This window comes from Geobacillus sp. BMUD, from assembly GCF_013096845.1.
Lineage (GTDB): Bacteria > Bacillota > Bacilli > Bacillales > Anoxybacillaceae > Geobacillus > Geobacillus vulcani.
Map to the genome: position 1 here is coordinate 286,111 of NZ_SDLA01000001.1, position 25,762 is coordinate 311,872.

Genomic DNA, 25,762 nt, shown 5'->3' on the forward strand with positions numbered 1-25,762 from the left:
CCAATGAAATACAAAAGCGTCTTTGATATTATTGGCCCGGTGATGGTCGGGCCGTCAAGCTCACATACGGCCGGGGCGGTGCGCATCGGTTTAGTCGCGCGCAAATTATTTGGCCGAAAGCCGGCGTGGGCGCGCATTTCGTTTTATGGCTCGTTTGCCGAGACGTATCGGGGGCATGGCACCGATGTTGCCATTGTCGCCGGGTTGCTCGGATTTGACACGTTCGATGAACGTCTTCCCAATGCGCTTGAGATCGCCCGAGCGGAAGGTGTAGATGTGTCGTTTTCCGCCGAGGAGGCGATTCCGCATCATCCGAATACGGCGCGCCTGCGGATTGGCGATGATGAAGGCGAGCTTGAGCTTGTCGGCATTTCGATCGGCGGCGGAAAAATTGAAATCGTCGAATTGAATGGATTTGCCTTGAAGCTGTCTGGCCATCATCCGGCGCTGCTCATTATGCATAACGACCGGTACGGGACGATCGGGGCGGTGGCTTCGGTGTTGGCGAAACGAAAGATCAACATCGGCCATATGGAAGTGTCGCGCAAAGAGAAAGGGAAAGAAGCGCTCATGGCGATCGAAGTTGACCAGCCGTTGACCGATGATCTGATTCAAGAATTGGAGCAGCTGCCGAACATCATTCAAGTGGCGAAGCTTGCGGATTGAAAAGAAATCGGTTTCATCATTAATGTGCATCGAAGAAGATAAGCCATGATGAAGAGAGGACAGGTGGGAATAAAATGTTTCGCAATGTGGCTGAACTTGTGGCGTTGGCCGAAAAGGACAGCATCAAAATCGCTGAAGTGATGATTCGCCAAGAAGTGGAGGTAAGCGGAAGAAGTCGTGAAGAGGTGATCGCGCAAATGGATCACCATTTATCGGTCATGGAGCGCGCCGTGGAGAGAGGACTCGAAGGAGTTGTGTCCCGCTCCGGGCTGACGGGCGGCGATGCAGTGCGGATGCAGCGCTATATTGAGGGCGGTCGTTTTCTGTCTGGGGAGACGATTTTAGACGCCGTCAGCAAAGCCATGGCGACGAACGAAGTGAACGCGGCGATGGGCGTCATTTGCGCCACACCGACGGCTGGGGCGGCCGGCGTCGTCCCGGGGACGCTGTTTGCCGTGAAAGAGAAACTGCGGCCGACAAGAATGGAAATGATTGAGTTTTTGTTTACAGCCGGAGCGTTTGGCTATATTGTCGCCAACAACGCCTCGATTTCCGGCGCCGCCGGCGGCTGTCAAGCCGAGGTTGGGTCGGCGGCTGGCATGGCGGCCGCGGCATTGGTGGAGCTGGCCGGCGGGACGCCGGGCCAAGCGGCCGAAGCGATGGCCATCGCCTTAAAAAATATGTTGGGATTGGTATGCGACCCAGTCGCTGGCCTGGTCGAAGTGCCGTGCGTCAAGCGGAACGCGATGGGGGCGGCGAACGCCATGATCGCTGCGGATATGGCGCTAGCCGGCATTAAAAGCCGCATCCCGTGCGATGAAGTGATTGAAGCGATGTATCGCATCGGGGCGGCCATGCCGGTAGCGCTCAAAGAAACGGCGCAAGGGGGGTTGGCCGCGACGCCGACCGGCCGCGCCATTGCGGCCCGCATTTTCGGCGCTTCTGCGGCATCGAAGTGAACGAAGCGATGCAGCAGCCAGTGACGGCGGTTAAAGGCATCGGCGAAGAGACGGCGGCCTTGCTTGCCGACATCGGCATTGCGACGGTCGGCGAGTTGCTTGCGTATGCTCCGTACCGTTATGACGATTACGAACAAAAAGATTTGGCCGCCGTCCGCCACGACGAAAAAGTGACAGTGGAGGGGAGGGTATACAGCGCCCCGCTGCTGACGTATTACGGCAAGAAAAAATCGCGCCTTTCCTTCCGCATGCTGGCCGATCGCTATTTGATCACCGTCGTCTGCTTCAATCGCCCATATTTGAAGGAAAAAATTGTCTTGAACGAAACGGTGACCGTGATCGGCAAATGGGACCGGCACCGACAAACGATCAACGCATACGAGCTTCGGTTCGGCCCGGCTCCGGAGACCACCGGAATCGAGCCGGTTTACTCCGTGCGCAGCCCGCTGACGGTGAAAACGATGCGCCGGCTCATGAGGGCGGCGTTTGAACAGTTTGGCGCGCACATTCCCGACCCGCTGCCGCCCGCTTTGCGCCGCGCCTATCGCCTTGTCGACAAACAAGAAGCGCTTCGCGCCCTTCATTTTCCGCGCTCCCGTGAAGAGCTGCATCAGGCGCGGCGCCGGCTCGTCTATGAGGAGTTTTTGTTGTACCAGCTGAAAATGCAAGCGCTCCGGCGGTTGATGCGCGATGAGCGGCGCGGCGTGGTCCACTCGTTTTCGGAAGAGCGGCTTTCGTCCTTTCTTTCCAAGTTGCCGTTTTCGTTGACGAACGCCCAGCGCCGCGTCATCGATGAAATTTTGGCCGATATGCGCTCGCCGCGGCAGATGAATCGGCTTTTGCAAGGCGATGTCGGCTCCGGCAAGACGGTCGTCGCCGCTGTCGCCCTTTACGCCGCCGCCTTGTCCGGGTTCCAAGGGGCGTTGATGGTGCCGACGGAAATTTTGGCTGAACAGCACGCCCGTTCGCTCGCCGAGCTGTTTGCTGATAGCGATGTGACCATGGCGCTTTTGACAAGCTCAGTGAAAGGAAAACGGCGGAAAGAGTTGCTTGCCGAACTGGAAGAAGGAATGATCGATATCGTTGTAGGCACGCACGCCTTGATTCAAGAAGGAGTGCAGTTTCGCCGACTTGGTCTTGTCATTACGGACGAGCAGCACCGGTTTGGCGTCGAACAGCGCCGCATCCTGCGTGAGAAAGGGCATGCGCCAGATGTATTGATGATGACGGCCACGCCGATTCCGCGCACACTCGCGATGACAGCATTCGGCGACATGGACGTATCGGTGCTCGATGAAATGCCGGCGGGACGAAAAAAAGTCGAAACGTATTGGGTGAAGCACCATCAGTTCGCCCGCGTGCTCGATTTTATCGAAAAGGAATTGCGCCGTGGTCATCAGGCGTATGTCATCTGTCCGCTCATTGAGGAGTCGGAGAAATTGGATGTGCAAAACGCGATCGATGTCCATAGTCAACTTGTCCATTATTATCGCGGGAAATATGAGATCGGCTTGATGCACGGCCGGCTGTCGGCCGATGAAAAAGAACGCGTCATGCGGGCGTTCAGCGAAAACCGCATCCATGTGCTCGTCTCGACAACGGTTGTGGAAGTCGGGGTGAACGTGCCGAATGCGACGGTGATGGTTATTTATGACGCCGAACGGTTTGGCCTTGCCCAACTTCATCAGCTGCGCGGACGGGTCGGTCGCGGCGACGCACAGTCGTACTGCATTTTGGTCGCCGACCCGAAATCGGAAGTCGGCAAAGAACGAATGCGCATCATGACGGAAACGGCCGATGGATTTGTGCTGGCCGAAAAAGATTTGGAGCTGCGCGGTCCGGGCGATTTTTTCGGCACGAAACAAAGCGGGCTCCCGGAATTCCGCTACGGTGATCTGGCGCATGATTACCGCATTTTGGAAGTCGCCCGCCGCGACGCCGCCAAGCTCATTTCCTCGGCCGCGTTTTGGCGTGATGAGGCGTATGCCGGACTGCGCGCCGAGCTGGAAGCGTCCGGCGTACTCGACGGGGAAAAGCTAGATTAATAGACAGGAAAGAGGCGGCCGGCGCATTCGCGCCCCGCTGTTTTTTTTGGGAATTGATTCACTTTTTGGCCAGTGGACGCCCATATGTTCATCCCTCGGACGAGGAGGCAGGGGATGCCTGTCCCGCTATTTTGTTTGTGGGCCTCAAGGATGGTGTTGGGGGGGGACGGCGGATGCATCGGGAAACATGGGGGATTTTTCATTTTTTCTGCTTGCATTTCGTTTTTTGATATTATATATTACCTTTAGTACCTAGTCATAAAATCGGACGGTGTCACAAAGCGATGAGAAAAAGCAAACGCGAGCGGCAACGGTTGCTGCAGGAGACGATTCGGGAAAACCCGTTTATCACCGATGAAGAGCTCGCCGAAAAGTTTTCGGTCAGCGTGCAGACGATCCGTCTTGATCGGCTTGAGCTGTCGATTCCCGAACTGCGCGAGCGCATCAAGAATGTCGCCCGCCAGTCGTTTGCCGATAAAGTGCGGGCGCTGCCGCTTGAAGAAGTGATCGGTGACATTATTGACATCGAGCCGGATGCAAGCGCCATTTCGATCTTCGATGTGAAAGAGGAGCACGTCTTTCGGCGCACCCGCATCGCCCGCGGCCACCATTTGTTCGCTCAGGCCAACTCGCTCGCCGTGGCCGTCATTCATGATGAACTGGCGCTGACAGCGAAAGCGACGATCCGTTTTGTGCGTCAAGTGAAAGAAGGGGAGCGGGTCGTGGCGAAAGCCAAAGTGACTGGCAAAACGGCGCACGGGCGCACGATTGTTGAGGTGAACAGCTACGTCGGCCAGGAGCTCGTCTTTTCTGGGACGTTTGAAATGTACCGTTCAAACATAGAGAAAAAGGATGGGGACAGCCATGAATATCGCGGTTGATGCGATGGGGGGAGACCATGCCCCGGGCGAAATTGTGCTTGGTGCGGCAAAAGCCGTTGCCCATTTCCCTGATATCGAGATTACGCTGATTGGCGATGAAGCGAAAATTCGTCCGCATTTGACGAGTGAAGAGCGCATTTCGATCATCCACACCGAGGAAGTAATCGAAGCAGATGATGAGCCGGTGCGGGCGGTGCGGCGCAAAAAAAACTCGTCGATGGTGCGCATGGCGGAAGAAGTGAAAGAAGGGCGCGCAGAGGCGTGCATTTCCGCCGGCAATACCGGGGCGCTGATGGCGGCTGGGCTGTTTGTCGTCGGGCGGGCAGCCGGCATTGACCGCCCCGCGCTCGCCCCGACGCTGCCGACATTGGATGGACGCGGCTTCGTCTTTCTGGATGTCGGCGCCAACGTCGATGCCAAGCCGGAACATTTGCTGCAGTACGCCTTGATGGGGCATGTGTACGCAAAGAACGTGCGCGGCGTCGAAAACCCGCGCATCGGCTTGTTGAACGTCGGAACGGAAGACCAAAAAGGAAATGAAACCGCCAAGCGGGCGTTTGCCTTGCTCAAGGAAACGAACCTTCATTTCATCGGCAATGTCGAAGCGCGCGACCTGCTGCAAGGAGTGGCTGATGTTGTCGTCGCCGACGGATTTGCCGGCAATGTCGCGTTGAAAACGATTGAAGGGACGGCGATGGCGCTCTTTTCCTTGCTCAAGCAGACGCTGACAAGCGGCGCTGTTGCGAAATTGGCCGCTGCTGTCCTCAAGCCGAAGCTCTCTGGGCTGAAAAAGATGATGGATTACTCGGAGTACGGCGGCGCGGCGCTGTTTGGCTTAAATGCTCCGGTCATTAAAGCGCACGGGTCGTCCGATGCGAACGCCATCTTCCACGCCATCCGCCAGGCGCGAGAGATGGTGGTTCATGATGTCATCGGCACGATCAAAGCGGAGCTCGAACGGGCACAATCGGTAAAGGAGGAATAAAAATGGGGAAAATCGCCTTTTTATTTCCAGGCCAAGGATCGCAGACGGTCGGCATGGCGAAAGACGCCTTCATGCATGACGAACGCGCTCGCGCCGTCATCGCGGAAGCTGACGAGCGGATTGGATTCGCGCTTTCCAAACTTATGTTTAATGGGCCACAAGAAGAGCTGACGTTGACATACAACGCCCAGCCGGCGCTCTTGACCGCGAGCATCGCCTTGCTCCAGCTTGTCGACGGCGCCGGACTGAAGGCGGACTATGTCGCCGGCCATAGTTTGGGCGAATATACGGCGCTTGTCGCCGCCGGCGCCATGTCGTTTGCCGATGCCGTTTACGCGGTGCGCCGCCGCGGCGAGCTAATGGATGAAGCGGTGCCGGCCGGTGAGGGAACGATGGCGGCGGTGCTTGGGATGGACGCCGAGGCGCTTGAAGCGGTCACGAGCGAAGTGGCCGCTCAAGGCGATCCGGTCGAGCCGGCCAACTTCAACTGTCCGGGCCAAATTGTCATCTCCGGTTCGAAAGCCGGAGTGGAAAAAGCGGCGCAGCTGGCGAAAGAACGCGGCGCCAAACGCGTCATTCCGCTTGAGGTGAGCGGTCCGTTCCACTCGTCGCTCATGAAGCCGGCGGCGGAAAAGTTGAAAACGGTTCTTGACAGCTTGGTGATTCGTGACGCTGCCATTCCAGTCGTCGCCAACGTGACTGCCGAGCCGGTGACGAAAAAAGAGGAGATCGCCCGTTTGCTCATCGAGCAGCTGTACTCGCCGGTGCGTTGGGAGCAGTCGGTGCGCACGCTTCTTTCGCTTGGCGTCGACACCTTTATCGAAATCGGCTCTGGGAAAGTGTTGTCCGGCCTTGTGAAAAAAATTGACCGCAACGCCCGCGTTTATGCGGTGAACGACCTCGCTTCCTTCGAGGCCACCGTTGCGGCGTTGAAAGGGGAATAAAGTGATGCTTGAAGGAAAAATTGCGCTCGTCACCGGGGCTTCGCGCGGCATCGGCCGGGCGGTCGCCCTCGAGCTTGCCCGCCAAGGGGCGAACGTCGTCGTGAACTATGCCGGCAGCGAGGCGAAAGCGAATGAGGTTGTCGCGGCCATCCGCTCGCTCGGCCGCGAAGCGATCGCCGTACAGGCGGACGTCGCCCGCGCTGAAGATGTTGAACGCATGGTGAAAACGACGCTTGACCAATTCGGCCGCCTCGACATTTTGGTCAATAACGCCGGCATTACGCGCGACAATTTATTGATGCGGATGAAAGAGGAAGAATGGGATGCGGTGATGAACACGAACTTAAAAGGGGTATTTCTTTGTACGAAGGCGGCGGTGCGGCCGATGATGAAACAGCGTTACGGGCGGATCATCAACGTCGCTTCGGTCGTCGGTGTGATCGGCAATCCCGGACAGGCGAATTATGTCGCCGCCAAAGCTGGCGTCATCGGTTTGACGAAGACGGCTGCGCGCGAGCTTGCCAGCCGCAACATCACCGTCAATGCCGTTGCTCCAGGGTTCATTACGACCGATATGACCGAAGCGCTCAGCCCGGAGCTGAAGGAGGAAATGTTAAAGCAAATTCCGCTCGCCCGCTTCGGTGAGCCGGATGACGTCGCCCGCGTTGTTGCTTTCCTCGCTTCGGACGCGGCAAGCTACATGACCGGGCAGACACTTCATGTCGATGGCGGCATGGTGATGCCATAAGAAAACAGTGCTAGTATTTTTTCAACCAATCGACTATAATCATGAAGGGAGGTGAACGCAATGGCAGATGTATTGGAACGTGTAACGAAAATCATCGTCGACCGGTTGGGGGTTGACGAATCACAAGTGACGCTTGAGGCATCGTTTAAGGACGACCTGGGCGCTGATTCGCTCGACATCGTCGAACTCGTCATGGAACTTGAAGATGAATTCAACATGGAAATTTCCGATGAAGAGGCGGAAAAAATCGTCACAGTCGGAGATGCTGTGAACTACATAAAAAGCCGTCTGTAATGCGCTTTTTTGCAAAGTCCCGTTGCTTCGAACGGGGCTTTCTCTGCTTTTTCAGGGATGCTCGGCGGGCGCTGTGGAAAAAGCGCACGATTCTCGCTCGCGTAGCGGACCGGAGAACGGATATAATAGAGGAAGACACGGCCATTTTGTTCTGGAACGAAGTCGGAGGGCATTTTTATGTCAAAACCAAAAGATCGAGAACGCATCCATGAAAAGAGGCGGGCGAAGTTTCAAGAGTTGCAAAAAAAAATCGGCATCACCTTTCGAAACGAAAAGCTACTGATTCAAGCGTTCACCCATTCATCGTATGTGAATGAGCATCGGCGGCGGCTTCACGAAGACAATGAACGGCTCGAGTTTTTGGGCGATGCCGTGCTGGAGCTGACCGTTTCTCAATATTTATTTCAAAAGTTCCCGCATATGAGCGAAGGTCAATTGACGAAGCTGAGGGCAGCCATCGTCTGCGAGCCGTCGCTTGTGAAATTTGCCAACGCTCTGTCGTTCGGCGAGCTCGTCTTGCTCGGCAAAGGCGAGGAGCTGACCGGCGGGCGAACGCGCCCGGCGCTCTTGGCGGACGTCTTTGAGGCGTTCATCGGCGCTTTGTATTTGGATCAAGGAATGGATGCGGTCATCCGTTTTTTGGAGCAAACGATGTTCCCGAAAATTGACGAAGGTGCTTTTTCTCATGTGATGGATTTTAAAAGCCAGCTGCAGGAATTGGTGCAGCGCGACGGCAGTGGAACGCTTGAATATGCCATTTTGGAGGAAAAAGGTCCGGCCCACAACAAGGAGTTTGTCGCCCGCGTAGCGTTAAACGGCCAAGAGCTTGGCATCGGCGTCGGCCGCTCGAAAAAAGAAGCCGAACAGCATGCGGCGCAAATGGCGCTCGAAACATTGCGGGCTGCCGATCAGCAGTGAAGGCTGGCGCTGTTACGTCAGCTTTTCTGTGAAAATGCAGGACTGGCGCGGGATTTTCATCCCCGGGTGGAGGGCAGATCGCGCTGCCCATGGAACTTTTCTGTGAACGTGCGAGAATATGGAGCTGCTGTTTTCACGCTCGGGTGGAGAGCAAACATTGCTCATGGGTGTTCCGGTGAACATGTGCGCCTTGAGCGAGGAAAGAAAGGCGTTTTTTTGATGGTTCGTATGATAGGATGAACAGATCGAACGTCCCGTTTTCCCAAAAGGACTTCAGGTCGTTTGTGGGGGATCACAGTGGAAAGATGGTGAGGCGTCATACCATGTTCCTTAAACGATTGGATGTGATCGGCTTTAAATCGTTCGCCGACCGTGTATCGATCGAGTTTGTTCCCGGTGTGACGGCGGTCGTCGGTCCGAACGGGAGCGGCAAAAGCAACATTACCGATGCGATCCGTTGGGTGCTCGGCGAGCAATCGGCGAAATCGCTGCGCGGGGCGAAAATGGAAGACGTCATTTTTGCCGGCAGCGAATCGCGCAAGCCGCTCAATGTCGCAGAAGTGACGATCACGCTCGACAATGAAGACGGCTTTTTGCCGCTTGAGTACCAGGAAGTAAGCGTGACCCGACGCGTCTATCGTTCGGGAGAGAGCGAGTTTTTCATCAATCGCCAGCCGTGCCGTTTGAAAGACATCGTCGATTTGTTTCTCGATTCCGGGCTCGGCAAGGAGGCGTTTTCCATCATTGGGCAAGGCCGGGTCGAAGAGATTTTAAGCAGCAAGCCGGAAGAGCGGCGCACCATTTTTGAAGAAGCGGCCGGCGTGTTGAAGTACAAGCTGCGGAAAAAAAAGGCAGAGACGAAACTAGCGGAAACGCAGGACAACTTGCACCGCGTCAACGATATTTTGCACGAGCTCGAACAGCAGCTTGAACCACTCCGCATGCAGGCGTCGCTCGCCAAAGAGTATTTGGAAAAACGCGAGGAACTCGAGCGATTTGAAGTGGCGCTGATGGTTCACGACATTGAGCAGCTGCGCGGGCAATGGAATGAGTTGAAGGAAGCGCTTGATGAGCACCAACGGGACGAAGTGGCGCTGGCGGCGGCGCTGCAGAAAATGGAAGCCCAAATCGAGCAGCTGCGTGATCAAATGACCGCCATTGACGAATCGGTCGACGGTCTGCAGCAGGTGCTCCTGTTGGCGAGCGAAGAGCTTGAGAAGCTCGAAGGACGGAAGGAAGTGCTGAAAGAGCGGAAAAGGCATGCACAAAAGCGGAAAGAGCAGCTTGATGACATCATGTTCACCTTGGCGGCCAAACAGCGCCGTTTGACGGAGCAACTGCAAGCCGAGCGGGGGGAATTGGCACGATTGGAAGCGGCTGCTGCGGCGCTCGGACAGGAGTTGAAAGAACGAGAGGCTGCTCTTTTGTTGCATGAAGTGGATCTTGAAGAAGAAATCGAGCAGCGAAAAGGCGATTATATCGACCTTGTTCATGAACAGGCGGCGTTGAAAAATGAACGGGCGCATGTGGAGCAAGCCATCAGCAAGCTGCATGCCAAGCGGACGGCGCTCGATGAAGCGAACCGCCGCCATCTCGCCGAACGCGAACAGCTTGAGCAAAAACGCGTCGCCTTGCAGATGGAGCAGGCCCGGCTTGAGCAGGCGCTGGCGGAAGCGAATAACAAGCAAGCCGCTCTCGCCGCGGCGCTTGCGGCGCAAAAAACGGAGCTCGAGCAGCATGAAGCATTGCTGCACCAGGCGCGCCAATACCGGCAACAAACAAAAGCGCGAAAGCAATGGTTGGAAGAGATGCAACATGATTATGCCGGTTTTGTCCAAGGGGTAAAAGAAGTATTAAAGGCGCGCGACCGGCTGCCTGGCATTCATGGCGCCGTTGTTGAGCTTATTCGCGTGCCGGACCGCTATGAGACAGCGATTGAAACAGCGCTCGGCGGCGCGATGCAACATATCGTCGTTGACAGTGAACAGGCGGCGCGGCAGGCGATTCACTATTTGAAAACGAACGGCTACGGGCGGGCGACGTTTTTGCCTCTGGACGTCATTCAAGCGCGTGCGCTTTCCGAACGAGAGAGAGCAGCGATTGACCGCCATCCGGCGTTTGTCGGCATTGCAAGCGAACTCGTGGAATACGACCGCGCCTATAGGGCAGCGATCGCCCATTTGCTCGGCCATGTCATCGTGACAGCCGATTTAAAAGGCGCGAATGAGCTGGCCAAGCTTCTTCACTATCGCTATCGCCTCGTGACATTGGACGGTGATGTCGTCAGCCCCGGCGGGGCGATGACCGGCGGCGGGGCGCCGAAAAAAACCGCGTCGTTGCTAAGTCGAAACCGCGAGCTCGAGACGCTTTCGGCCAAACTGCAGGAAATGGATGAAACAATCGCTCGGCTTGAGCAGGATGTTGCCGCAAAACGACGCGAGCAGGCAGAGCAGGAAGCGCAGGCGGCCGCGCTGCAAGAGGAGGTTGCAGCGTTGCGGGAGGCCCTGCAAGGACAAAAGGACGAGCAGCGCGAGCTCGAATGGCAGAAAAAGCGGATCGACGAGCGGCTCGCATTGTATGATGAAGAAAAGGCGAACGATGAGCGTGAAATGGCAGAGCTCAACCGCCGCCTTGACGCCATTGACGCACAGCTGGCGCGGCTTGCCGAGAAACTGCAGGCGATCGATGACGACATCAGCCGGCTGCAGGCGCAAAAACAGACGGAACAAACGACGAAAGAGGCGCTCCAAGCAGCGATCACCGAGCAAAAAATCGCCTTGGCGGAAACGAAAGAGCGCGTGAAACATGCGCGTCGGAAAGTGGAAGAATGGGAAGCGGAGCTTGCCGAAACGATCCGCGGGTTCAAAGAAGCGGAGCGCGAACGGGCCGCCTTGGATGCGGAAATGGAGGCCCCGGAATGGAACGAAGAAGAGATTGAGCAGCTGCGAAAGCAAAAGCTCGAAGACAAGCAAAAAACGGTGGAACTGATCGCGAGCCGCCGTGAACAGCGGCTCGATTTCCAACGCCGTCTTGAACATTTGGAACAGGAATGGAAAGAGGCAAAGCGGCAGCATAAACAGCTCACCGATGTTGTGAAAGACGAAGAAGTGAAGTTGAACCGGCTTGATGTGGAGCTTGAGAATTTGCTTGTCCGGCTGCGTGAAGAGTATGGACTGTCGTTTGAAGCGGCCCGCTCCGCCTATCCGCTTGAGATCGGCGCCGATGAGGCGCGCAAGCGGGTGAAGCTGATCAAGCGGGCCATGGAGGAGCTCGGCACCGTCAACTTGGGGGCGATCGATGAATATGAACGCGTTTCCGAACGGCACCGCTTCTTAAGCGAGCAAAAAGCCGATTTGGAAGAAGCGAAGGCGACGCTCCATCAAGTGATCGATGAAATGGATGAAGAAATGAAAAAACGATTTCTTACGACGTTTGAACAAATCCGCACCCATTTCGGCGAGGTGTTCCGCGAGCTGTTCGGCGGCGGACGCGCTGATTTGCGGCTGACCGACCCGAACGACTTGCTTGAAACGGGTGTCGACATCGTCGCCCAGCCGCCGGGGAAAAAGCTGCAGCATTTAAGCTTGCTTTCGGGCGGGGAGCGGGCGCTGACGGCGATCGCCCTCTTGTTTTCGATTTTGAAAGTGCGCCCGGTGCCGTTTTGCGTCCTTGATGAAGTCGAGGCGGCGCTTGATGAAGCGAACGTGCAACGGTATGCCCAATATTTGAAACGGTTCAGCCGCGACACGCAGTTTATTGTCATCACCCATCGAAAAGGGACGATGGAAGAGGCGGACGTGCTGTATGGCGTCACGATGCAGGAATCGGGCGTCTCCAAGCTTGTTTCCGTCCGTCTGGAAGATTCAAAGGAGCTTGTGCGGTCATAATTGGAAAGGAGGCGCTTTGGATGGGCTTTTTTCAAAAATTGAAAGAAAAATGGACAAAGCAAGCGGATGCCGTCACGGAAAAATTTAAGGAAGGGCTGTCCAAAACGCGACATTCGCTCGCCGGAAAAGTAAACGACCTCATCGCCCGCTATCGGAAAGTGGATGAAGAGTTTTTTGAAGAGCTTGAGGAAATTTTAATCGCTGCCGATGTGGGCGTCGCGACCGTTATGGAGTTGGTCGACGAGCTCAAGATGGAAGTGAAGCGCCGCAACATTCAAGACCCGGCGCAAATGCGCGATGTCATCGCTGAAAAACTCATTGACATTTACCGCGCCAGCGCGGATGACAAAGAACTTTCCGCTTTGAATATACAAGAAGGCGGGCTGACGGTCATGTTGTTCGTCGGCGTCAACGGCGTCGGCAAGACAACGACGATCGGCAAGCTTGCCTATAAACTGAAATCGGAAGGAAAATCGGTGCTCTTGGCTGCGGGCGACACGTTCCGCGCCGGGGCGATCGAGCAGCTCGAAGTATGGGGCGAGCGCGTCGGAGTCGACGTCATTAAGCAAGCCGCCGGCTCCGACCCGGCAGCAGTCATGTATGATGCGATTCAAGCGGCGAAAGCGCGCGGAATCGATGTATTGTTGTGCGACACGGCCGGGCGGCTGCAAAACAAAGTGAACTTAATGAAAGAGCTTGAAAAAGTGAAGCGCGTCATCAGCCGCGAAATTCCGGGCGCCCCGCATGAAGTGCTGCTTGTGCTCGATGCGACGACGGGGCAAAACGCGATGAGTCAGGCTAAACTGTTTAAAGAGGCGACCGATGTGACCGGCATCGTGTTGACGAAGCTGGACGGCACGGCAAAAGGCGGCATCGTGCTCGCCATTCGCAACGAGATGGCCATCCCGGTGAAACTCGTCGGCCTCGGCGAAAAGATGGACGATTTGCAAGTGTTCGATCCAGAACAGTACGTCTACGGATTGTTTGCCGATTTGTTTGAACAATAAACAAGCAAACAGAGGGTGCTCCCCAACCAATGGAGCGCCCTTTGTTGTTACGTCCACCGGGAAAACCGATAAGCCCTTTGTCTGTTCCATCCCTTGACACCTTGCCGAAAAGACGGTACACTACATGGTTGTAAAGGTATTTTACTTAACAATGAGGGAGGAGGAGTCCGGTGCTGGAAAAAACGATGCGCATGAACTATTTATACGATTTTTACCAAGCGCTGTTGACACCGAAGCAGCGCAATTACATGGCGCTGTACTACTTGGACGACTACTCCCTCGGGGAAATTGCCGAACAATATGAGGTGAGCCGCCAGGCGGTGTACGATAACATCCGGCGTACGGAAGCGATGCTGGAACAGTATGAAGAGAAGCTCGGGCTGCTGCGGAAATATGAACGGCGGCGGCAGATCATCGAGCGGCTGAAAGACTACATCAGCCGGCACTACGGCGCTGACGCCGAATTGGCGGCGCTCGTCAATGAGCTTGATGAACTTGACTAGGGAGGGAGACCGCCGTGGCGTTTGAAGGATTGTCTGAACGTTTGCAGCAGGTGATGAACCGCATCCGCGGCAAAGGGAAAGTCACCGAAGCGGATGTCAAAGAGATGATGCGCGAAGTGCGCCTTGCGCTTTTGGAAGCCGACGTCAACTTTAAAGTCGTCAAAGATTTCATCAATCGGGTGAGCGAGCGGGCCGTCGGGCAGGAAGTGATGAAAAGCTTGACGCCGGGCCAGCAGGTGATTAAAGTTGTCAAAGAAGAGTTGACGGCGTTAATGGGCGGCGAGCAAAGCCCAATCGCCGTCGCGAAGAAACCGCCGACCGTGGTGATGATGGTCGGGCTGCAAGGGGCCGGGAAGACGACGACGACCGGGAAGCTGGCCAACCTGTTGCGCAAGCGGCATAATCGGAAGCCGCTCCTGGTGGCCGCCGACGTCTATCGACCGGCGGCGATCAAGCAGCTTGAGACGCTTGGCAAGCAGCTCGACGTGCCTGTCTTTTCGTTAGGCGAGCGCGCCAATCCGGTGGAGATTGCCAAACAGGCGCTCGAGCGGGCGAAAGAGGAGCATTATGATTACGTGCTCATCGACACGGCCGGCCGCCTCCACGTTGATGAGGCGCTCATGGATGAGCTGAAGCAAATGAAAGAAGCGGTCAAGCCGGATGAAATTTTCCTCGTCGTCGACGCCATGACTGGGCAAGATGCTGTCAATGTCGCGCAAAGCTTCCATGAACAGCTCGGCATCACCGGGGTGATTTTGACGAAGCTCGATGGCGATACGCGGGGTGGGGCGGCGCTGTCGATCCGCGCCGTCACCGGAGCGCCGATCAAGTTTGCTGGGATGGGCGAAAAGCTTGACGCGTTGGAGCCGTTCCATCCGGAGCGAATGGCGTCGCGCATTCTAGGAATGGGCGATGTGTTGACGCTCATCGAAAAGGCGCAGGCAGCCGTTGACGAGGAGAAGGCGAAGGAGCTCGAGCAAAAAATGCGCACGGCTACCTTCACACTTGACGATTTTTTGGAGCAGCTCGGTCAAGTGCGCAAGCTCGGACCGCTTGACGAACTGATTAAAATGTTGCCGGGTGCCAACAAAATCAAAGGGCTCGCCAATATTCAAGTCGATGAAAAGCAAATCGCCCGTGTTGAGGCGATCATCCGCTCGATGACGAAAGAAGAGAAAACGCATCCGGAAATCATCAACAGCAGCCGAAAACGGCGGATCGCCAAAGGAAGCGGCACGACGGTGCAAGAAGTGAATCGGCTTTTGAAGCAGTTTGACGAGATGAAAAAAATGATGAAAATGATGACGAATATGCCAAAAGGGAAAAAGAAAGGATTCCGTTTTCCATTTATGTAAAAGAAGATCTGTTAAGCGAAAAACCTTTACAAACGAAAAAAGAATTGTTAATATACTATCTTGTGTGAACTCTATACGGAGGTGCGTACTGACTATGGCAGTAAAAATTCGTTTAAAACGCATGGGGACAAAGAAAAAACCGTTCTACCGCATCGTGGTAGCCGATTCGCGTTCGCCGCGCGACGGTCGTTTTATCGAAACGATCGGCACGTACGATCCGGTCGCTGAGCCGGCGCAAGTGAAAATCGATGAAGAACTGGCGCTCAAATGGCTGCAAAACGGCGCCAAACCGTCGGACACGGTGCGCAGCCTGCTGTCGAAGCAAGGCATTTTAGAGAAATTTCATAACTTGAAATACGGCAAATAAAAGATGCACATGAAACCGCTCATTGAAACGATCGTCAAGGCGCTTGTCGATCACCCGGAAGCGGTGGCGGTGGAGCGCCGCGAAGAAGAGACGGCCGTCATCTACGAGCTGTCCGTGCATGAAGACGACACGGGCAAAGTGATTGGCAAACAAGGGCGGACGATCCAGGCGATTCGCACGGTCGTGGCCGCCGCCGCGGCCGGATCGCCAAAGCGGGTGATCGTGCAAGTGAAAGAAAAAGGGTGAGGATGTTCCTCTCCCTTTTTTGATATGATGCCAAAGGCGCGAAATGGACCGCCCGCTGTTCATTCCTTGTCAAAAGGGGGAAGAGGATGAAGCTCATTCAAACGGTTGAGGTGCGGCAAGTCGTCACCGAACGGAGCAAACAAGAGCTTGCCGCCGCGTTTTTGGCGCGCAAACAGCAGCTTGAGCGCGAATGCGACCAGCTTCGTTTTGAACAGAAACGAATGGAGAAAAGCGGAAACTATCCACCCGCTTTAGTGAAACAATATTTTGCCAAAGAGATTGACGAGCGGATGGAGAAAATGAAACTGCTTGAGTTTCAGCTCGAACAATTACATATGCTACCGTTAGGGAGCGAATTGAAAGAGCGGGAAGTCGAGGCGCTCGTTGAGGTGAACGTCGGCGACCGTTGGGAAGAGGTGACAAAAACGCGCGTCATCATCGTTGAAGATGGCGTCGTCAAAGAGATTCGCTAAGAGAAGGGATGAAAGCGATGGAACGATGGTTTAATGTTGGAAAAATCGTCAATACGCACGGCATTCGCGGTGAAGTGCGCGTCATTTCGCGCACCGACTTTCCTGAAGAACGGTATAAAAAAGGGAACAAGCTGTACATTTTCCGCGAGCGGGACGCGGAACCGATTGAAGTCACGGTGAAAAGCCACCGCGTCCATAAATCGTTTGACTTGTTGTCGTTTGAAGGCTATGACAGCATCAACGATGTGGAACGATTTAAGGGAGCGATGCTGAAAGTGCCGGAAAGCCAACTCGGCGAACTCGCGGAAGGGGAATATTATTTCCACGAGATTATCGGTTGCACCGTGGTGACAGAAGGCGGAGAGACCATTGGCGCGGTAAAGGAAATTTTGACTCCAGGAGCGAACGATGTCTGGGTTGTCCGGCGCAAAGACGGCACCGATGCGCTCATTCCATACATTGACGAGGTCGTTTTGCACGTCGATCCGGAGCGGAAAACGATCATCATCCGCCCGATGGAAGGATTGCTTGAATGATGCGGATCGATATTTTAACGTTGTTCCCCGGCATGTTTTCCGGCGTGTTGAACGAGTCGATTTTAAAGAAGGCGCAAGAAAAAGGGGCGGTTGACATCCATCTTGTCGATTTCCGCGAGTTTGCCGACAACAAGCATAAAACGGTCGACGATTATCCGTACGGCGGCGGCGCCGGCATGGTGCTCAAGCCGCAGCCGATTTTTGATGCAGTCGAGCACGTCACCGCTGGATCGCCTGGCGCCCGCATCATTTTGCTTTGCCCGCAAGGCGAGCGCTACACGCAAAAAAAGGCGGAAGAGCTGGCGAAAGAAAGGCATTTGGTGCTCATTTGCGGTCATTACGAAGGGTATGACGAACGCATTCGCCAATATTTGGCGACTGATGAAATTTCAATTGGGGATTACATTCTAACAGGCGGGGAGCTCGGCGCCATGGTCATTGTCGACAGCGTCGTCCGTCTTCTTCCCGGCGTGCTCGGCAATGAGGCGTCGCCGGTCGATGACTCGTTCAGCTCGGGGTTGCTTGAGTACCCACAATACACAAGACCGGCCGATTTCCGCGGCATGAAAGTGCCGGATATTCTGCTTTCTGGCAACCATCAGCTCATCGCCGAGTGGCGCGAGAAAGAGTCGCTTCGGCGCACGTTTTTGCGCCGTCCGGACTTGCTCGATGAATATCCGCTTACAGACAAGCAAAAGCAATGGCTGAAAGAGTGGGAAAAGGAGCGCGAATAGCTATTGCCTCGGTCAACCGTTTATGCTATCATATCTTTTGTGTGACCTTGAGCGGTTGGCTTGAGGACGGAAAACGATGTTCCGCTGCAATGGAGAGATCATTGGCATGAACATCTGTGGAAGGAGTGGATCATGATGCATCATTTAATCCAAGAAATCACGAAAGAACAATTGCGGACGGATTTGCCGGATTTTCGCCCGGGCGACACGGTGCGCGTTCATGTGAAAGTTGTCGAAGGAAACCGCGAACGCATCCAAGTGTTTGAAGGTATCGTCATTAAGCGGCGCGGAGCGGGCATCAGCGAAACGTTCACCGTCCGCAAAGTGTCCTACGGCGTCGGCGTTGAGCGCACATTCCCGGTGCATACGCCGAAAATCGCCAAGCTGGAAGTCATCCGCCGCGGGAAAGTCCGTCGCGCGAAATTGTACTACCTGCGTGAACTTCGTGGCAAAGCAGCGCGCATCAAGGAAAATACGAACGCAGCGCAATAATGGACAACGGTGGATCGTAATGGAAAAGGAGCTTGCTTTCAAGCTCCTTTTTTCACTACCGTCAATGATGATGTACGGTAGCGATCTATATAAGATGCAACGAAGAAGTGGAACAGATCCTTGACGGAAAAGCGGGTTGTCCATTTTCGATTGTCGAAGGCAAGCCACAGGCTTGCCTCCGTCACGCCTTGGCGTGACGGAAGACCGAACCACCGCCTGCTTCACAGACCCATCGATGGGCCTGGAAGCGGCGTGGTTCGGTCTTCCGACAGTCGATCCAATCCTCGGTAAAAGCTGCAAATGGGAAAGCTTCCAATGGCATCTATATACTACTGCAAACTCTTTGATTTGGGTGGGTGGACAATGGAACAAAAAAGAAGCGAATGGCGTGAATGGATGAAAGCGATCGTCGTTGCCGTCTTGCTCGCCGGAGGCATCCGCTACTTTATTTTTGCGCCGATCATTGTTGATGGCTATTCGATGATGCCGACATTACATAACCATGAGCGGATGATCGTCAATAAATTGGCGTATAAAATCGGCATGCCGCACCGTTTTGATATCATTGTTTTTCACGCCGAAGAAGGGAGAGACTATATTAAGCGGGTCATCGGCCTGCCGGGCGACCGAATTGAATACAAAAACGATACGCTCTATATCAATGGCAAACCGTATAAAGAGCCGTATTTGGACGAGTATAAAAAGCAATTGTCCGACGGCGGGCCACTGACGGAATCGTTCACCTTGGAGGAGCTGACCGGACGGAGCACGGTGCCGCCGGGGCATTTGTTTGTCATGGGCGACAATCGCCGCTTCAGCAAAGACAGCCGCCATATCGGTTTCATTCCGATGTCAAAAGTCGTCGGCAAGGCGAGCCTTGTGTATTGGCCGCTTGCCGATGCCCGGATTGTGAAATAAACGAGGCAGGTGATGCCAATGACAGTGATTCAATGGTTTCCCGGCCATATGGCGAAGGCCAAGCGGGAAGTGCAAGAAAAATTAAAGTTGATCGACGTGGCGTTTGAGCTGCTTGACGCCCGCGTGCCGATGTCTTCGCGCAACCCGATGATCGACGAGATTCTCGGACAAAAGCCGCGCCTCATTTTGCTCAATAAGGCTGATATGGCCGACGAGACAGTGACCGAACAGTGGATCCGCTATTTCCACCATCAAGGGCGGCTGGCTTTGCCCATCGATGCTCAAAGCGGAACAGGAGTTCGGCAAATTGCGGCGGCAGCGAAAGAGATGGTGAAAGACAAATTCGCGAAAATGCGGGCGAAAGGGATTAAAAACCCGCGCCCGGTGCGGGCGCTCATCGTCGGCATCCCGAACGTCGGCAAGTCGACGCTGATCAACCGGCTCGCTGGCCGCCATATCGCGAAGACTGGCGACAAGCCAGGGGTGACAAAAGCGCAGCAATGGATCAAAGTCGGAAAGGAAATGGAACTCCTTGATACGCCTGGCATTTTATGGCCGAAGTTTGAGGATGAAGACGTTGGTTACAAACTGGCGGTGACCGGCGCCATTAAGGATGAAATTTTAAATTTGCAAGACGTGGCTGTTTATGCTCTCCGTTTTTTGGCGGCCCACTATCCCGACCGGCTAACGGAGCGCTATGGCCTTGATGATATTCCTGAGGACATCGTCGCTTTATTTGACGCCATCGGAAGGCGGCGCGGCTGCTTGACGTCAGGCGGCGCGGTCGACTACGATAAAGTAGCTGACATCGTTTTGTATGACATTCGCACGGAAAAACTAGGCCGCTTAAGCTTTGAAACGCCCGCTTCACGGACGTAGCGCGTCCGGCGGGCGTTTTTTGCCGGCGGTGCTTTACGGTCGGCCGAACAGAGCCGATAGTATAAGTAGAAGAGGGAGAGGAGCATGAAGCGGTATACGGTGAAAGACATTCAAGCGCTGCTTTCGGAGCTTAGTGCAGACGACCCGCGTTGGGAGATGTTGCGGCAGGATGAGCGAAAAAGCGTGCAAGCGCTTCTTGCCCGTTTTGAACGGCAACAGGCAAAGCGGCAAGCTGAGCAACAACGGTGGGAAGAACTGATGCGTTATGAGCGGGAACTATACGCCGCTGGCGTTAGACGGATCGCCGGCATTGACGAGGCCGGGCGCGGTCCGCTGGCCGGCCCTGTCGTCGCCGCCGCGGTCATCTTGCCGAAAGACGCCTATTTGCCGGGGCTTGACGACTCGAAGAAGCTAACGCCGGAAAAGCGCGAGGCATTGTTTGCGCAAATTGAAGCGTGTGCCGTCGCGATCGGCATTGGCATCGTCAGCGCGGCGGAGATCGATGAAAGGAATATTTACGAAGCGACAAGGCAAGCGATGGCGAAAGCGGTGAGCGCTCTTTCCCCGCCGCCTGAACATTTGCTTGTTGATGCGATGGTGGTGCCGTGCCCGTTGCCGCAACAGCGCCTCATCAAGGGCGACGCCAACAGCGCTTCGATCGCCGCTGCGTCGGTCATCGCCAAAGTGACGCGCGACCGATGGATGAAAGAATTGGATCGCCGCTATCCGCAATATGGATTCGCGCGCCATATGGGCTACGGAACGCCGGAACATGTCGAGGCGATCCGCCGCTATGGCATTACGCCTGAGCACCGTCGTTCGTTCACACCGGTGAGGGAGGTGCTGAAGGCGAAGCAGCTCTAGAAGAAAGGGTGGGACGAAATGGTCGAGCGCATGGAGCGGACGATGCCAACGACGGCTGTCCGCGACGCAACATCCAGCCGGCGGTTTCAACCGGGGCAGGCGGTCGTCGGCCGAGTGGAGCGGGTCGAGGAGATGGAAACTGGAGAGCGGGCGGCGCTCGTCCGTGCTGGTGGACAGCTTGTGCGCGCCCGTTTGGAGGCGCCGCTTGCCGTCGGGCGTTTGTACTTGTTTGAAATTCATGAACGACAAGGAACGATTTATTGGAAAGCCGTTCCCCTGTCCGAACGGGCGTCTGCTCCGTTAGGTGAAGAGGCGGTGCGCCGGTGGCAAAAAGCGTGGAAACTGCCGGATGCGGCGCTGCCGGTGATCCGCCAAGTGCTGAAAGCTGGCGCGGCTGCAACGAAAGAGGAAATCGCTGCACTGGTTGAAGCGGTGAAAGAGACCGGCCAGCCAGACGCAGCCGAAGACGTGCTCGCCCATTTGTTTCGCCGCCGGTTGCCGCTCTCTTCAGCCGTGTTTCGCTTGCTATGGGCGGCCAAAACGGGCGCGCCGCTTGCGGAGCAATTAGGGAAGCTGAAGGAGATCATGGCCGCCCTTTCCGCCGAGCCGGCGGCGCTTGAGCTCAGCCGGGCGATGGAGAAGTTTCTTTCCCCGCCGCTGTCTGCTTACGAGGCGGCGGTGCGTTTGTTGCTGTCGGAGGAGGAAGAGGCTGAAACGGCCCGCGCGCTTCTTGCCCGCCTTGGACTCGCCCCACTGCCGGAAGATCGTCGCTTGGCGCTTCGGGAGGCGGTGCAACATCGCCGGTTTGCCGATATCATTCGCCAGCTCGGCTTGATGGACGAGGAGGCGTTTTTGGAACGATGGGCTGCTCTTGATGCTGCCTACCAAAGCGGGAGACTGCCCGCCGCGGAAGCGCAGTTGTGGGTGGCCGTTCGAGCGACGAGAGATCCGGCGCTGTCGCTGTTTTGCTGGCTGAGGCGAGCAGCCGGGCGGCTTGGGCTTGAGGACGAGGCGGCGCTCGTCCGTGTTGGGAAAACAGCGGCTTTGCCTTCTTCCGCTCCGTCGTTGAAACGGCTGCTTCTTCGCTTTCTTTATGAATCGGAGAGCGAAGGGGCCAAGCGGGCGTCCGAAGCGCTTCTCGACCAGCTCGATGGCATGGCTATCGCTGCTGGCGGTGATGGGCTCATTGAGCACATATGGCTTTCGCTTCCATTGCCGGTTGGCGGCCGCAGCAGCGATTTGGCTGTATGCTGGCAAGGAAGAAGGAAACAAGGCGGACCGCTTGATGCCGATTATAACCGCATGGTTTGTTGCCTGACGCTTGAAGAGCTGGGAGAGGTGATCGTCGATATGCGTGTGCAACGACGGATCGTCCACATCTCCATGTTTCACGATGATCCGCGGTTGGCGGTTGCGGCCGCGCGGATGGCCCCGCTTGTCAAAGAGCGGTTTCAGGCGCACGGCTATGCGCTCTCAGGCATTGATGTAAAGGCAAAGTACTCTGCTCCCCCTCCGCCTCCCGTTTTTCTGTTTGCCGACGGTTGCAGCGAGGTGGATTGCCAAGCATGAACGAAGAACGGAAAAAAGCAGTCGCTTTGTCTTACGATGCGGCTCTTGATGCGGCTCCGATCGTCAAGGCGAAAGGGATTGGCGAGGTCGCCGAAGCGATTATCGCCGCCGCCCGGCAGCATGGCGTGCCGATTCGCCAAGATCCGACGCTTGTTGAGCTTCTTGGCAAGGTGGAGATCAACGAGATGATCCCGGAGGAGCTGTACGTCCTCGTCGCTGAATTGTTCGCTTTTTTGTATCAGCTTGATCAGGAAGCGAAAGAAGAAAGAGCGGAGAAGGGGTAATTTTCCTATTCTCCGCTTTCTTCATTTTGTGGCGAAACGGTGGACAAGCGTGAAATGTTAGGTATAAAATGAAAGCGCTAAGACTTTTTTGACTTTATACATAGGAGGTTGGCGCATGAACATTCATGAATACCAGGCAAAAGAAATTTTGCGAAGCTATGGGGTAAGCGTGCCGAACGGCCGTGTTGCGTTCACGGTGGATGAAGCGGTCGAAGCGGCGAAAGAGCTCGGTACGCCGGTATGTGTCGTCAAAGCGCAAATTCATGCTGGCGGGCGCGGCAAAGCGGGCGGAGTGAAAGTGGCAAAAAGCCTCGAGGAAGTCCGTACATACGCCAGCGAATTGCTCGGCAAAGTGCTCGTCACCCATCAAACCGGCCCGGAAGGAAAAGAAGTCAAGCGGCTTCTGATTGAAGAAGGATGCGACATTCAAAAAGAATATTACATCGGCCTTGTCGTCGACCGCGCCACCTCGCGCGTCGTCTTGATGGGCTCGGAAGAAGGCGGAACGGAAATTGAAGAAGTGGCGGCCAAAACGCCGGAGAAAATTTTTAAAGAATACATCGATCCAGCCGTTGGGCTGCAAGCGTTTCAAGCGCGCCGATTGGCTTTCAACATCAACATTCCGAAGCATCTCGTCAACCAAGCCGTCAAATTTATGATGGGCTTGTACCAAGTGTTTGTCGATAAAGACTGCTCGATCGCCGAAATCAACCCGCTTGTCGTCACCGGCGACGGCAAAGTGATGGCGCTTGATGCGAAGCTGAATTTTGATTCGAACGCCTTATACCGCCATCCGGACATCCTTGAATACCGCGACTTGGATGAAGAAGACCCGAAAGAAATCGAAGCGTCGAAATACGACTTGAACTACATCGCTCTTGACGGCAACATCGGCTGCATGGTCAACGGCGCCGGCTTGGCGATGGCGACGATGGACATCATCAAATATTACGGCGGCGAGCCGGCCAACTTCCTCGATGTCGGCGGCGGCGCCAGCGAGGAAAAAGTAAGGGAAGCGTTCAAAATCATTTTGTCCGACCCGAATGTCAAGGGCATTTTCGTCAACATTTTCGGCGGCATTATGAAATGCGACGTCATCGCGAGCGGCATTGTCGCGGCGACGAAGCAAGTCGGCTTGACGCTTCCGCTTGTCGTTCGGCTGGAAGGAACGAACGTTGAGCTCGGGAAAAAGATTTTAGAAGAGTCAGGCTTAAACATTATTGCGGCGGAATCGATGGCGGACGGAGCACAAAAAATCGTTGAGCTAGTACGTTAAGAAAGCGAGGGAGACACGTGAGCGTTTTTGTCAATAAAGACACGAAAGTGATTGTGCAAGGGATTACCGGTTCGCAAGGGCTGTTCCATACAAAGCAGATGATCGAATACGGGACAAAGATTGTCGGCGGCGTCACGCCGGGCAAAGGCGGCACGGAAGTCGAAGGCGTGCCGGTGTTTGACACTGTTTCGGAAGCAGTTGAAAAAACGGGGGCGAACGCTTCGGTCATTTACGTTCCGCCGGCCTTCGCCGCAGATGCGATCATGGAGGCGGTCGACGCCGGACTCGACCTCGTTGTCTGCATCACCGAAGGCATTCCGGTGCTTGATATGGTGAAAGTGAAACGGTACATGGAGGGCAAAAAGACGCGTCTCATCGGTCCGAACTGCCCGGGCGTCATTACGCCGGAGGAATGCAAAATCGGCATTATGCCGGGCTACATTCATAAAAAAGGGCATGTCGGCATCGTTTCTCGTTCCGGCACGCTGACGTACGAAGCCGTTCACCAACTGACGCAAGCCGGCATCGGACAGTCGACGGCGGTCGGCATCGGCGGCGACCCGGTCAACGGCACGAACTTCATCGATGTGCTGAAGGCATTTAATGAAGACGAAGAAACGTACGCGGTCATTATGATCGGCGAAATCGGCGGCACGGCGGAAGAAGAAGCGGCCGAATGGGTGAAAGCGAACATGACGAAACCGGTCGTCGGCTTCATCGGCGGGCAGACGGCCCCTCCAGGCAAACGGATGGGTCATGCCGGCGCGATCATTTCCGGCGGCAAAGGCACAGCCGCGGAAAAAATCAAAAAAATGACCGAATGCGGCATCAAAGTGGCAGAAACGCCGGCCGTCATCGGCGAAACGCTCATTTCCGTCCTGAAAGAGCGCGGCTTGTACGAAAAATGCAAAACGCATTAATAGGTTTGGCCCCGCACGATCGCGTGCGGGGTGCTGTTTATCGTTTCATTTTTTAGAGAAGAAGGGGGAATAGGATGTACGATACGGTCCGCGAACGGCTCATCCATCTCCATCATTGCCGCGGGGCGGGATGGAAGACCATTCACTCCTTGCTTAAGGCTGATCCGACGCTCACCGCTCCATTTTCTCTGCCCCCCGCTGATCTCCGCCCGCTCGTTCCACTTCCTGACGCTCAATGGACCGCTTTTTTCCATGATTTGCATTCCATCGATGTGCAACATGTGATAAAAACATATATGGACCGGTGCATTCATGTGGTCACCGTGTTTGATCATGACTATCCGCCGTTGCTTCGGCATATTTATGCTCCGCCGTGGGTGCTGTATGCCAAGGGGGACTCCACTTTGCTTCAGGAGTGGAAGCTGATCAGCATCGTCGGCACGAGGCGCCCGACGAAGGAAGGAATCGAAGCGTTGAACAAACTGGTCCCGCCGCTTGTTGCTGCCGGTTTTACGATTGTCAGCGGGCTCGCGTTTGGGATTGACGTGTGCGCCCACCAACTCGCTGTCCAGCATGGCGGGGCGACGATCGCCGTCATTGCCGGAGGGCTTGACCATATTTATCCGAGAGAGCACCGGTCGTTCGCCAAGCAGCTGATGACCGAACAGTTGGTTATCGCTGAACATCCGCCGGCAACGCGTCCGCAGGCATGGCAGTTTCCCGCGCGCAATCGCATCATCAGCGGGCTGTCGCTCGGCACGCTTGTCGTGCAGGCGAAACGAAAAAGCGGTTCGCTCATTACCGCCGCTTATGCGCTTGAGCAAGGGAGGGAAGTGTTCGCCGTCCCCGGTCCGATCGGTTTGGTGGAATCCGCTGGACCGAATACGCTCATTCAACAAGGGGCAAAACTAGTGCAAGAAGCGGCGGACATTTTGGCTGAATTCCCGTACGTGTAATGCACATGTTTGACAAATGCAGCAATAATCATTAATAATAATGAAGATTTCAATTT

General features: G+C 55.4%; 27 protein-coding genes. All 27 read left to right on the forward strand.

The annotated features are described in order from the left end of the window. Positions 1 to 3: 3 nt before the first annotated feature. Entirely contained in the window at positions 4 to 666 is a 663-nt protein-coding gene (sdaAB, locus tag ETC05_RS01395; RefSeq protein WP_031410467.1) for an L-serine ammonia-lyase, iron-sulfur-dependent subunit beta, read from the forward strand. Positions 667 to 740: 74 nt separating this feature from the next. Beyond that, positions 741 to 1,625, forward strand: coding sequence for an L-serine ammonia-lyase, iron-sulfur-dependent, subunit alpha (gene sdaAA / locus ETC05_RS01400; protein ID WP_031410465.1), 885 nt, complete (start codon positions 741 to 743; stop codon positions 1,623 to 1,625). Then, positions 1,622 to 3,670, forward strand: coding sequence for an ATP-dependent DNA helicase RecG (recG, locus tag ETC05_RS01405; protein ID WP_171660211.1), 2,049 nt, complete (start codon positions 1,622 to 1,624; stop codon positions 3,668 to 3,670). Before sdaAA ends, recG begins: the two co-directional genes overlap by 4 nt. A gap of 284 nt (positions 3,671 to 3,954) precedes the next feature. Further along, positions 3,955 to 4,551, forward strand: a complete 597-nt coding sequence (gene fapR / locus ETC05_RS01410; protein ID WP_031410462.1) for a transcription factor FapR — start codon at positions 3,955 to 3,957, stop codon at positions 4,549 to 4,551. After that, on the forward strand, positions 4,535 to 5,536 hold the full coding sequence (gene plsX / locus ETC05_RS01415; RefSeq protein WP_171660212.1) for a phosphate acyltransferase PlsX: 1,002 nt from the start codon (positions 4,535 to 4,537) through the stop codon (positions 5,534 to 5,536). The genes fapR and plsX overlap by 17 nt, the downstream gene beginning before the upstream one ends. Before the next feature lie 2 nt (positions 5,537 to 5,538). Beyond that, the gene (gene fabD, locus ETC05_RS01420; protein ID WP_171660213.1) at positions 5,539 to 6,480 is read left to right on the forward strand and encodes an ACP S-malonyltransferase; all 942 of its coding nucleotides are present in this window, start codon (positions 5,539 to 5,541) and stop codon (positions 6,478 to 6,480) included. Between the two features lie 4 nt (positions 6,481 to 6,484). Beyond that, positions 6,485 to 7,228 carry a 3-oxoacyl-[acyl-carrier-protein] reductase gene (gene fabG / locus ETC05_RS01425; protein WP_031410459.1) on the forward strand — a complete coding sequence of 248 codons (744 nt, stop codon included), beginning with the start codon at positions 6,485 to 6,487 and terminating at the stop codon, positions 7,226 to 7,228. A gap of 60 nt (positions 7,229 to 7,288) precedes the next feature. After that, positions 7,289 to 7,522 carry an acyl carrier protein gene (locus ETC05_RS01430; RefSeq protein ID WP_011230691.1) on the forward strand — a complete coding sequence of 78 codons (234 nt, stop codon included), beginning with the start codon at positions 7,289 to 7,291 and terminating at the stop codon, positions 7,520 to 7,522. Between the two features lie 177 nt (positions 7,523 to 7,699). Next, a complete protein-coding gene (gene rnc, locus ETC05_RS01435; protein ID WP_031410458.1) occupies positions 7,700 to 8,440 on the forward strand; it encodes a ribonuclease III in 741 nt (246 codons plus the stop codon). Between the two features lie 323 nt (positions 8,441 to 8,763). Further along, on the forward strand, positions 8,764 to 12,327 hold the full coding sequence (smc, locus tag ETC05_RS01440; RefSeq protein ID WP_171660214.1) for a chromosome segregation protein SMC: 3,564 nt from the start codon (positions 8,764 to 8,766) through the stop codon (positions 12,325 to 12,327). Between the two features lie 20 nt (positions 12,328 to 12,347). After that, positions 12,348 to 13,334: a signal recognition particle-docking protein FtsY gene (gene ftsY, locus ETC05_RS01445; RefSeq protein WP_171660215.1), complete on the forward strand. Its 987-nt coding sequence runs from the start codon at positions 12,348 to 12,350 to the stop codon at positions 13,332 to 13,334. A gap of 170 nt (positions 13,335 to 13,504) precedes the next feature. After that, a complete protein-coding gene (locus ETC05_RS01450; RefSeq protein WP_031410455.1) occupies positions 13,505 to 13,837 on the forward strand; it encodes a putative DNA-binding protein in 333 nt (110 codons plus the stop codon). A 14-nt stretch (positions 13,838 to 13,851) separates the two neighbouring features. After that, positions 13,852 to 15,192, forward strand: coding sequence for a signal recognition particle protein (ffh, locus tag ETC05_RS01455; protein WP_171660216.1), 1,341 nt, complete (start codon positions 13,852 to 13,854; stop codon positions 15,190 to 15,192). Positions 15,193 to 15,286: 94 nt separating this feature from the next. Further along, on the forward strand, positions 15,287 to 15,559 hold the full coding sequence (gene rpsP / locus ETC05_RS01460; RefSeq protein WP_011230697.1) for a 30S ribosomal protein S16: 273 nt from the start codon (positions 15,287 to 15,289) through the stop codon (positions 15,557 to 15,559). A 9-nt stretch (positions 15,560 to 15,568) separates the two neighbouring features. After that, complete coding sequence (locus ETC05_RS01465; RefSeq protein WP_031410453.1) at positions 15,569 to 15,805, forward strand: KH domain-containing protein; 237 nt, start codon at positions 15,569 to 15,571, stop codon at positions 15,803 to 15,805. Positions 15,806 to 15,891: 86 nt separating this feature from the next. Further along, the gene (locus tag ETC05_RS01470; protein ID WP_031410452.1) at positions 15,892 to 16,278 is read left to right on the forward strand and encodes a YlqD family protein; all 387 of its coding nucleotides are present in this window, start codon (positions 15,892 to 15,894) and stop codon (positions 16,276 to 16,278) included. A gap of 17 nt (positions 16,279 to 16,295) precedes the next feature. Then, the gene (rimM, locus tag ETC05_RS01475; RefSeq protein ID WP_031410451.1) at positions 16,296 to 16,814 is read left to right on the forward strand and encodes a ribosome maturation factor RimM; all 519 of its coding nucleotides are present in this window, start codon (positions 16,296 to 16,298) and stop codon (positions 16,812 to 16,814) included. Beyond that, positions 16,814 to 17,548, forward strand: coding sequence for a tRNA (guanosine(37)-N1)-methyltransferase TrmD (trmD, locus tag ETC05_RS01480; protein WP_031410450.1), 735 nt, complete (start codon positions 16,814 to 16,816; stop codon positions 17,546 to 17,548). Before rimM ends, trmD begins: the two co-directional genes overlap by 1 nt. 135 nt (positions 17,549 to 17,683) lie before the next feature. After that, positions 17,684 to 18,040 carry a 50S ribosomal protein L19 gene (gene rplS, locus ETC05_RS01485; protein ID WP_031410449.1) on the forward strand — a complete coding sequence of 119 codons (357 nt, stop codon included), beginning with the start codon at positions 17,684 to 17,686 and terminating at the stop codon, positions 18,038 to 18,040. A 363-nt stretch (positions 18,041 to 18,403) separates the two neighbouring features. After that, a complete protein-coding gene (lepB, locus tag ETC05_RS01490; RefSeq protein ID WP_031410448.1) occupies positions 18,404 to 18,958 on the forward strand; it encodes a signal peptidase I in 555 nt (184 codons plus the stop codon). Positions 18,959 to 18,970: 12 nt separating this feature from the next. After that, positions 18,971 to 19,837 (forward strand): ribosome biogenesis GTPase YlqF, encoded by an 867-nt coding sequence (ylqF, locus tag ETC05_RS01495; RefSeq protein WP_031410447.1) that lies wholly within the window; start codon positions 18,971 to 18,973, stop codon positions 19,835 to 19,837. A gap of 84 nt (positions 19,838 to 19,921) precedes the next feature. After that, complete coding sequence (locus tag ETC05_RS01500) at positions 19,922 to 20,701, forward strand: ribonuclease HII (protein WP_031410446.1); 780 nt, start codon at positions 19,922 to 19,924, stop codon at positions 20,699 to 20,701. 18 nt (positions 20,702 to 20,719) lie between these two features. Then, a complete protein-coding gene (locus tag ETC05_RS01505) occupies positions 20,720 to 22,270 on the forward strand; it encodes a flagellar hook-length control protein FliK (RefSeq protein ID WP_171660217.1) in 1,551 nt (516 codons plus the stop codon). Further along, the gene (locus tag ETC05_RS01510) at positions 22,267 to 22,554 is read left to right on the forward strand and encodes an EscU/YscU/HrcU family type III secretion system export apparatus switch protein (protein WP_031410444.1); all 288 of its coding nucleotides are present in this window, start codon (positions 22,267 to 22,269) and stop codon (positions 22,552 to 22,554) included. Before ETC05_RS01505 ends, ETC05_RS01510 begins: the two co-directional genes overlap by 4 nt. A 115-nt stretch (positions 22,555 to 22,669) precedes the next feature. Beyond that, a complete protein-coding gene (sucC, locus tag ETC05_RS01515) occupies positions 22,670 to 23,830 on the forward strand; it encodes an ADP-forming succinate--CoA ligase subunit beta (protein WP_031410443.1) in 1,161 nt (386 codons plus the stop codon). Between the two features lie 17 nt (positions 23,831 to 23,847). Beyond that, a complete protein-coding gene (gene sucD / locus ETC05_RS01520) occupies positions 23,848 to 24,750 on the forward strand; it encodes a succinate--CoA ligase subunit alpha (protein WP_031410442.1) in 903 nt (300 codons plus the stop codon). Between the two features lie 74 nt (positions 24,751 to 24,824). After that, entirely contained in the window at positions 24,825 to 25,706 is an 882-nt protein-coding gene (gene dprA / locus ETC05_RS01525; RefSeq protein WP_171660218.1) for a DNA-processing protein DprA, read from the forward strand. The last annotated feature ends 56 nt before the right edge of the window (positions 25,707 to 25,762 follow it).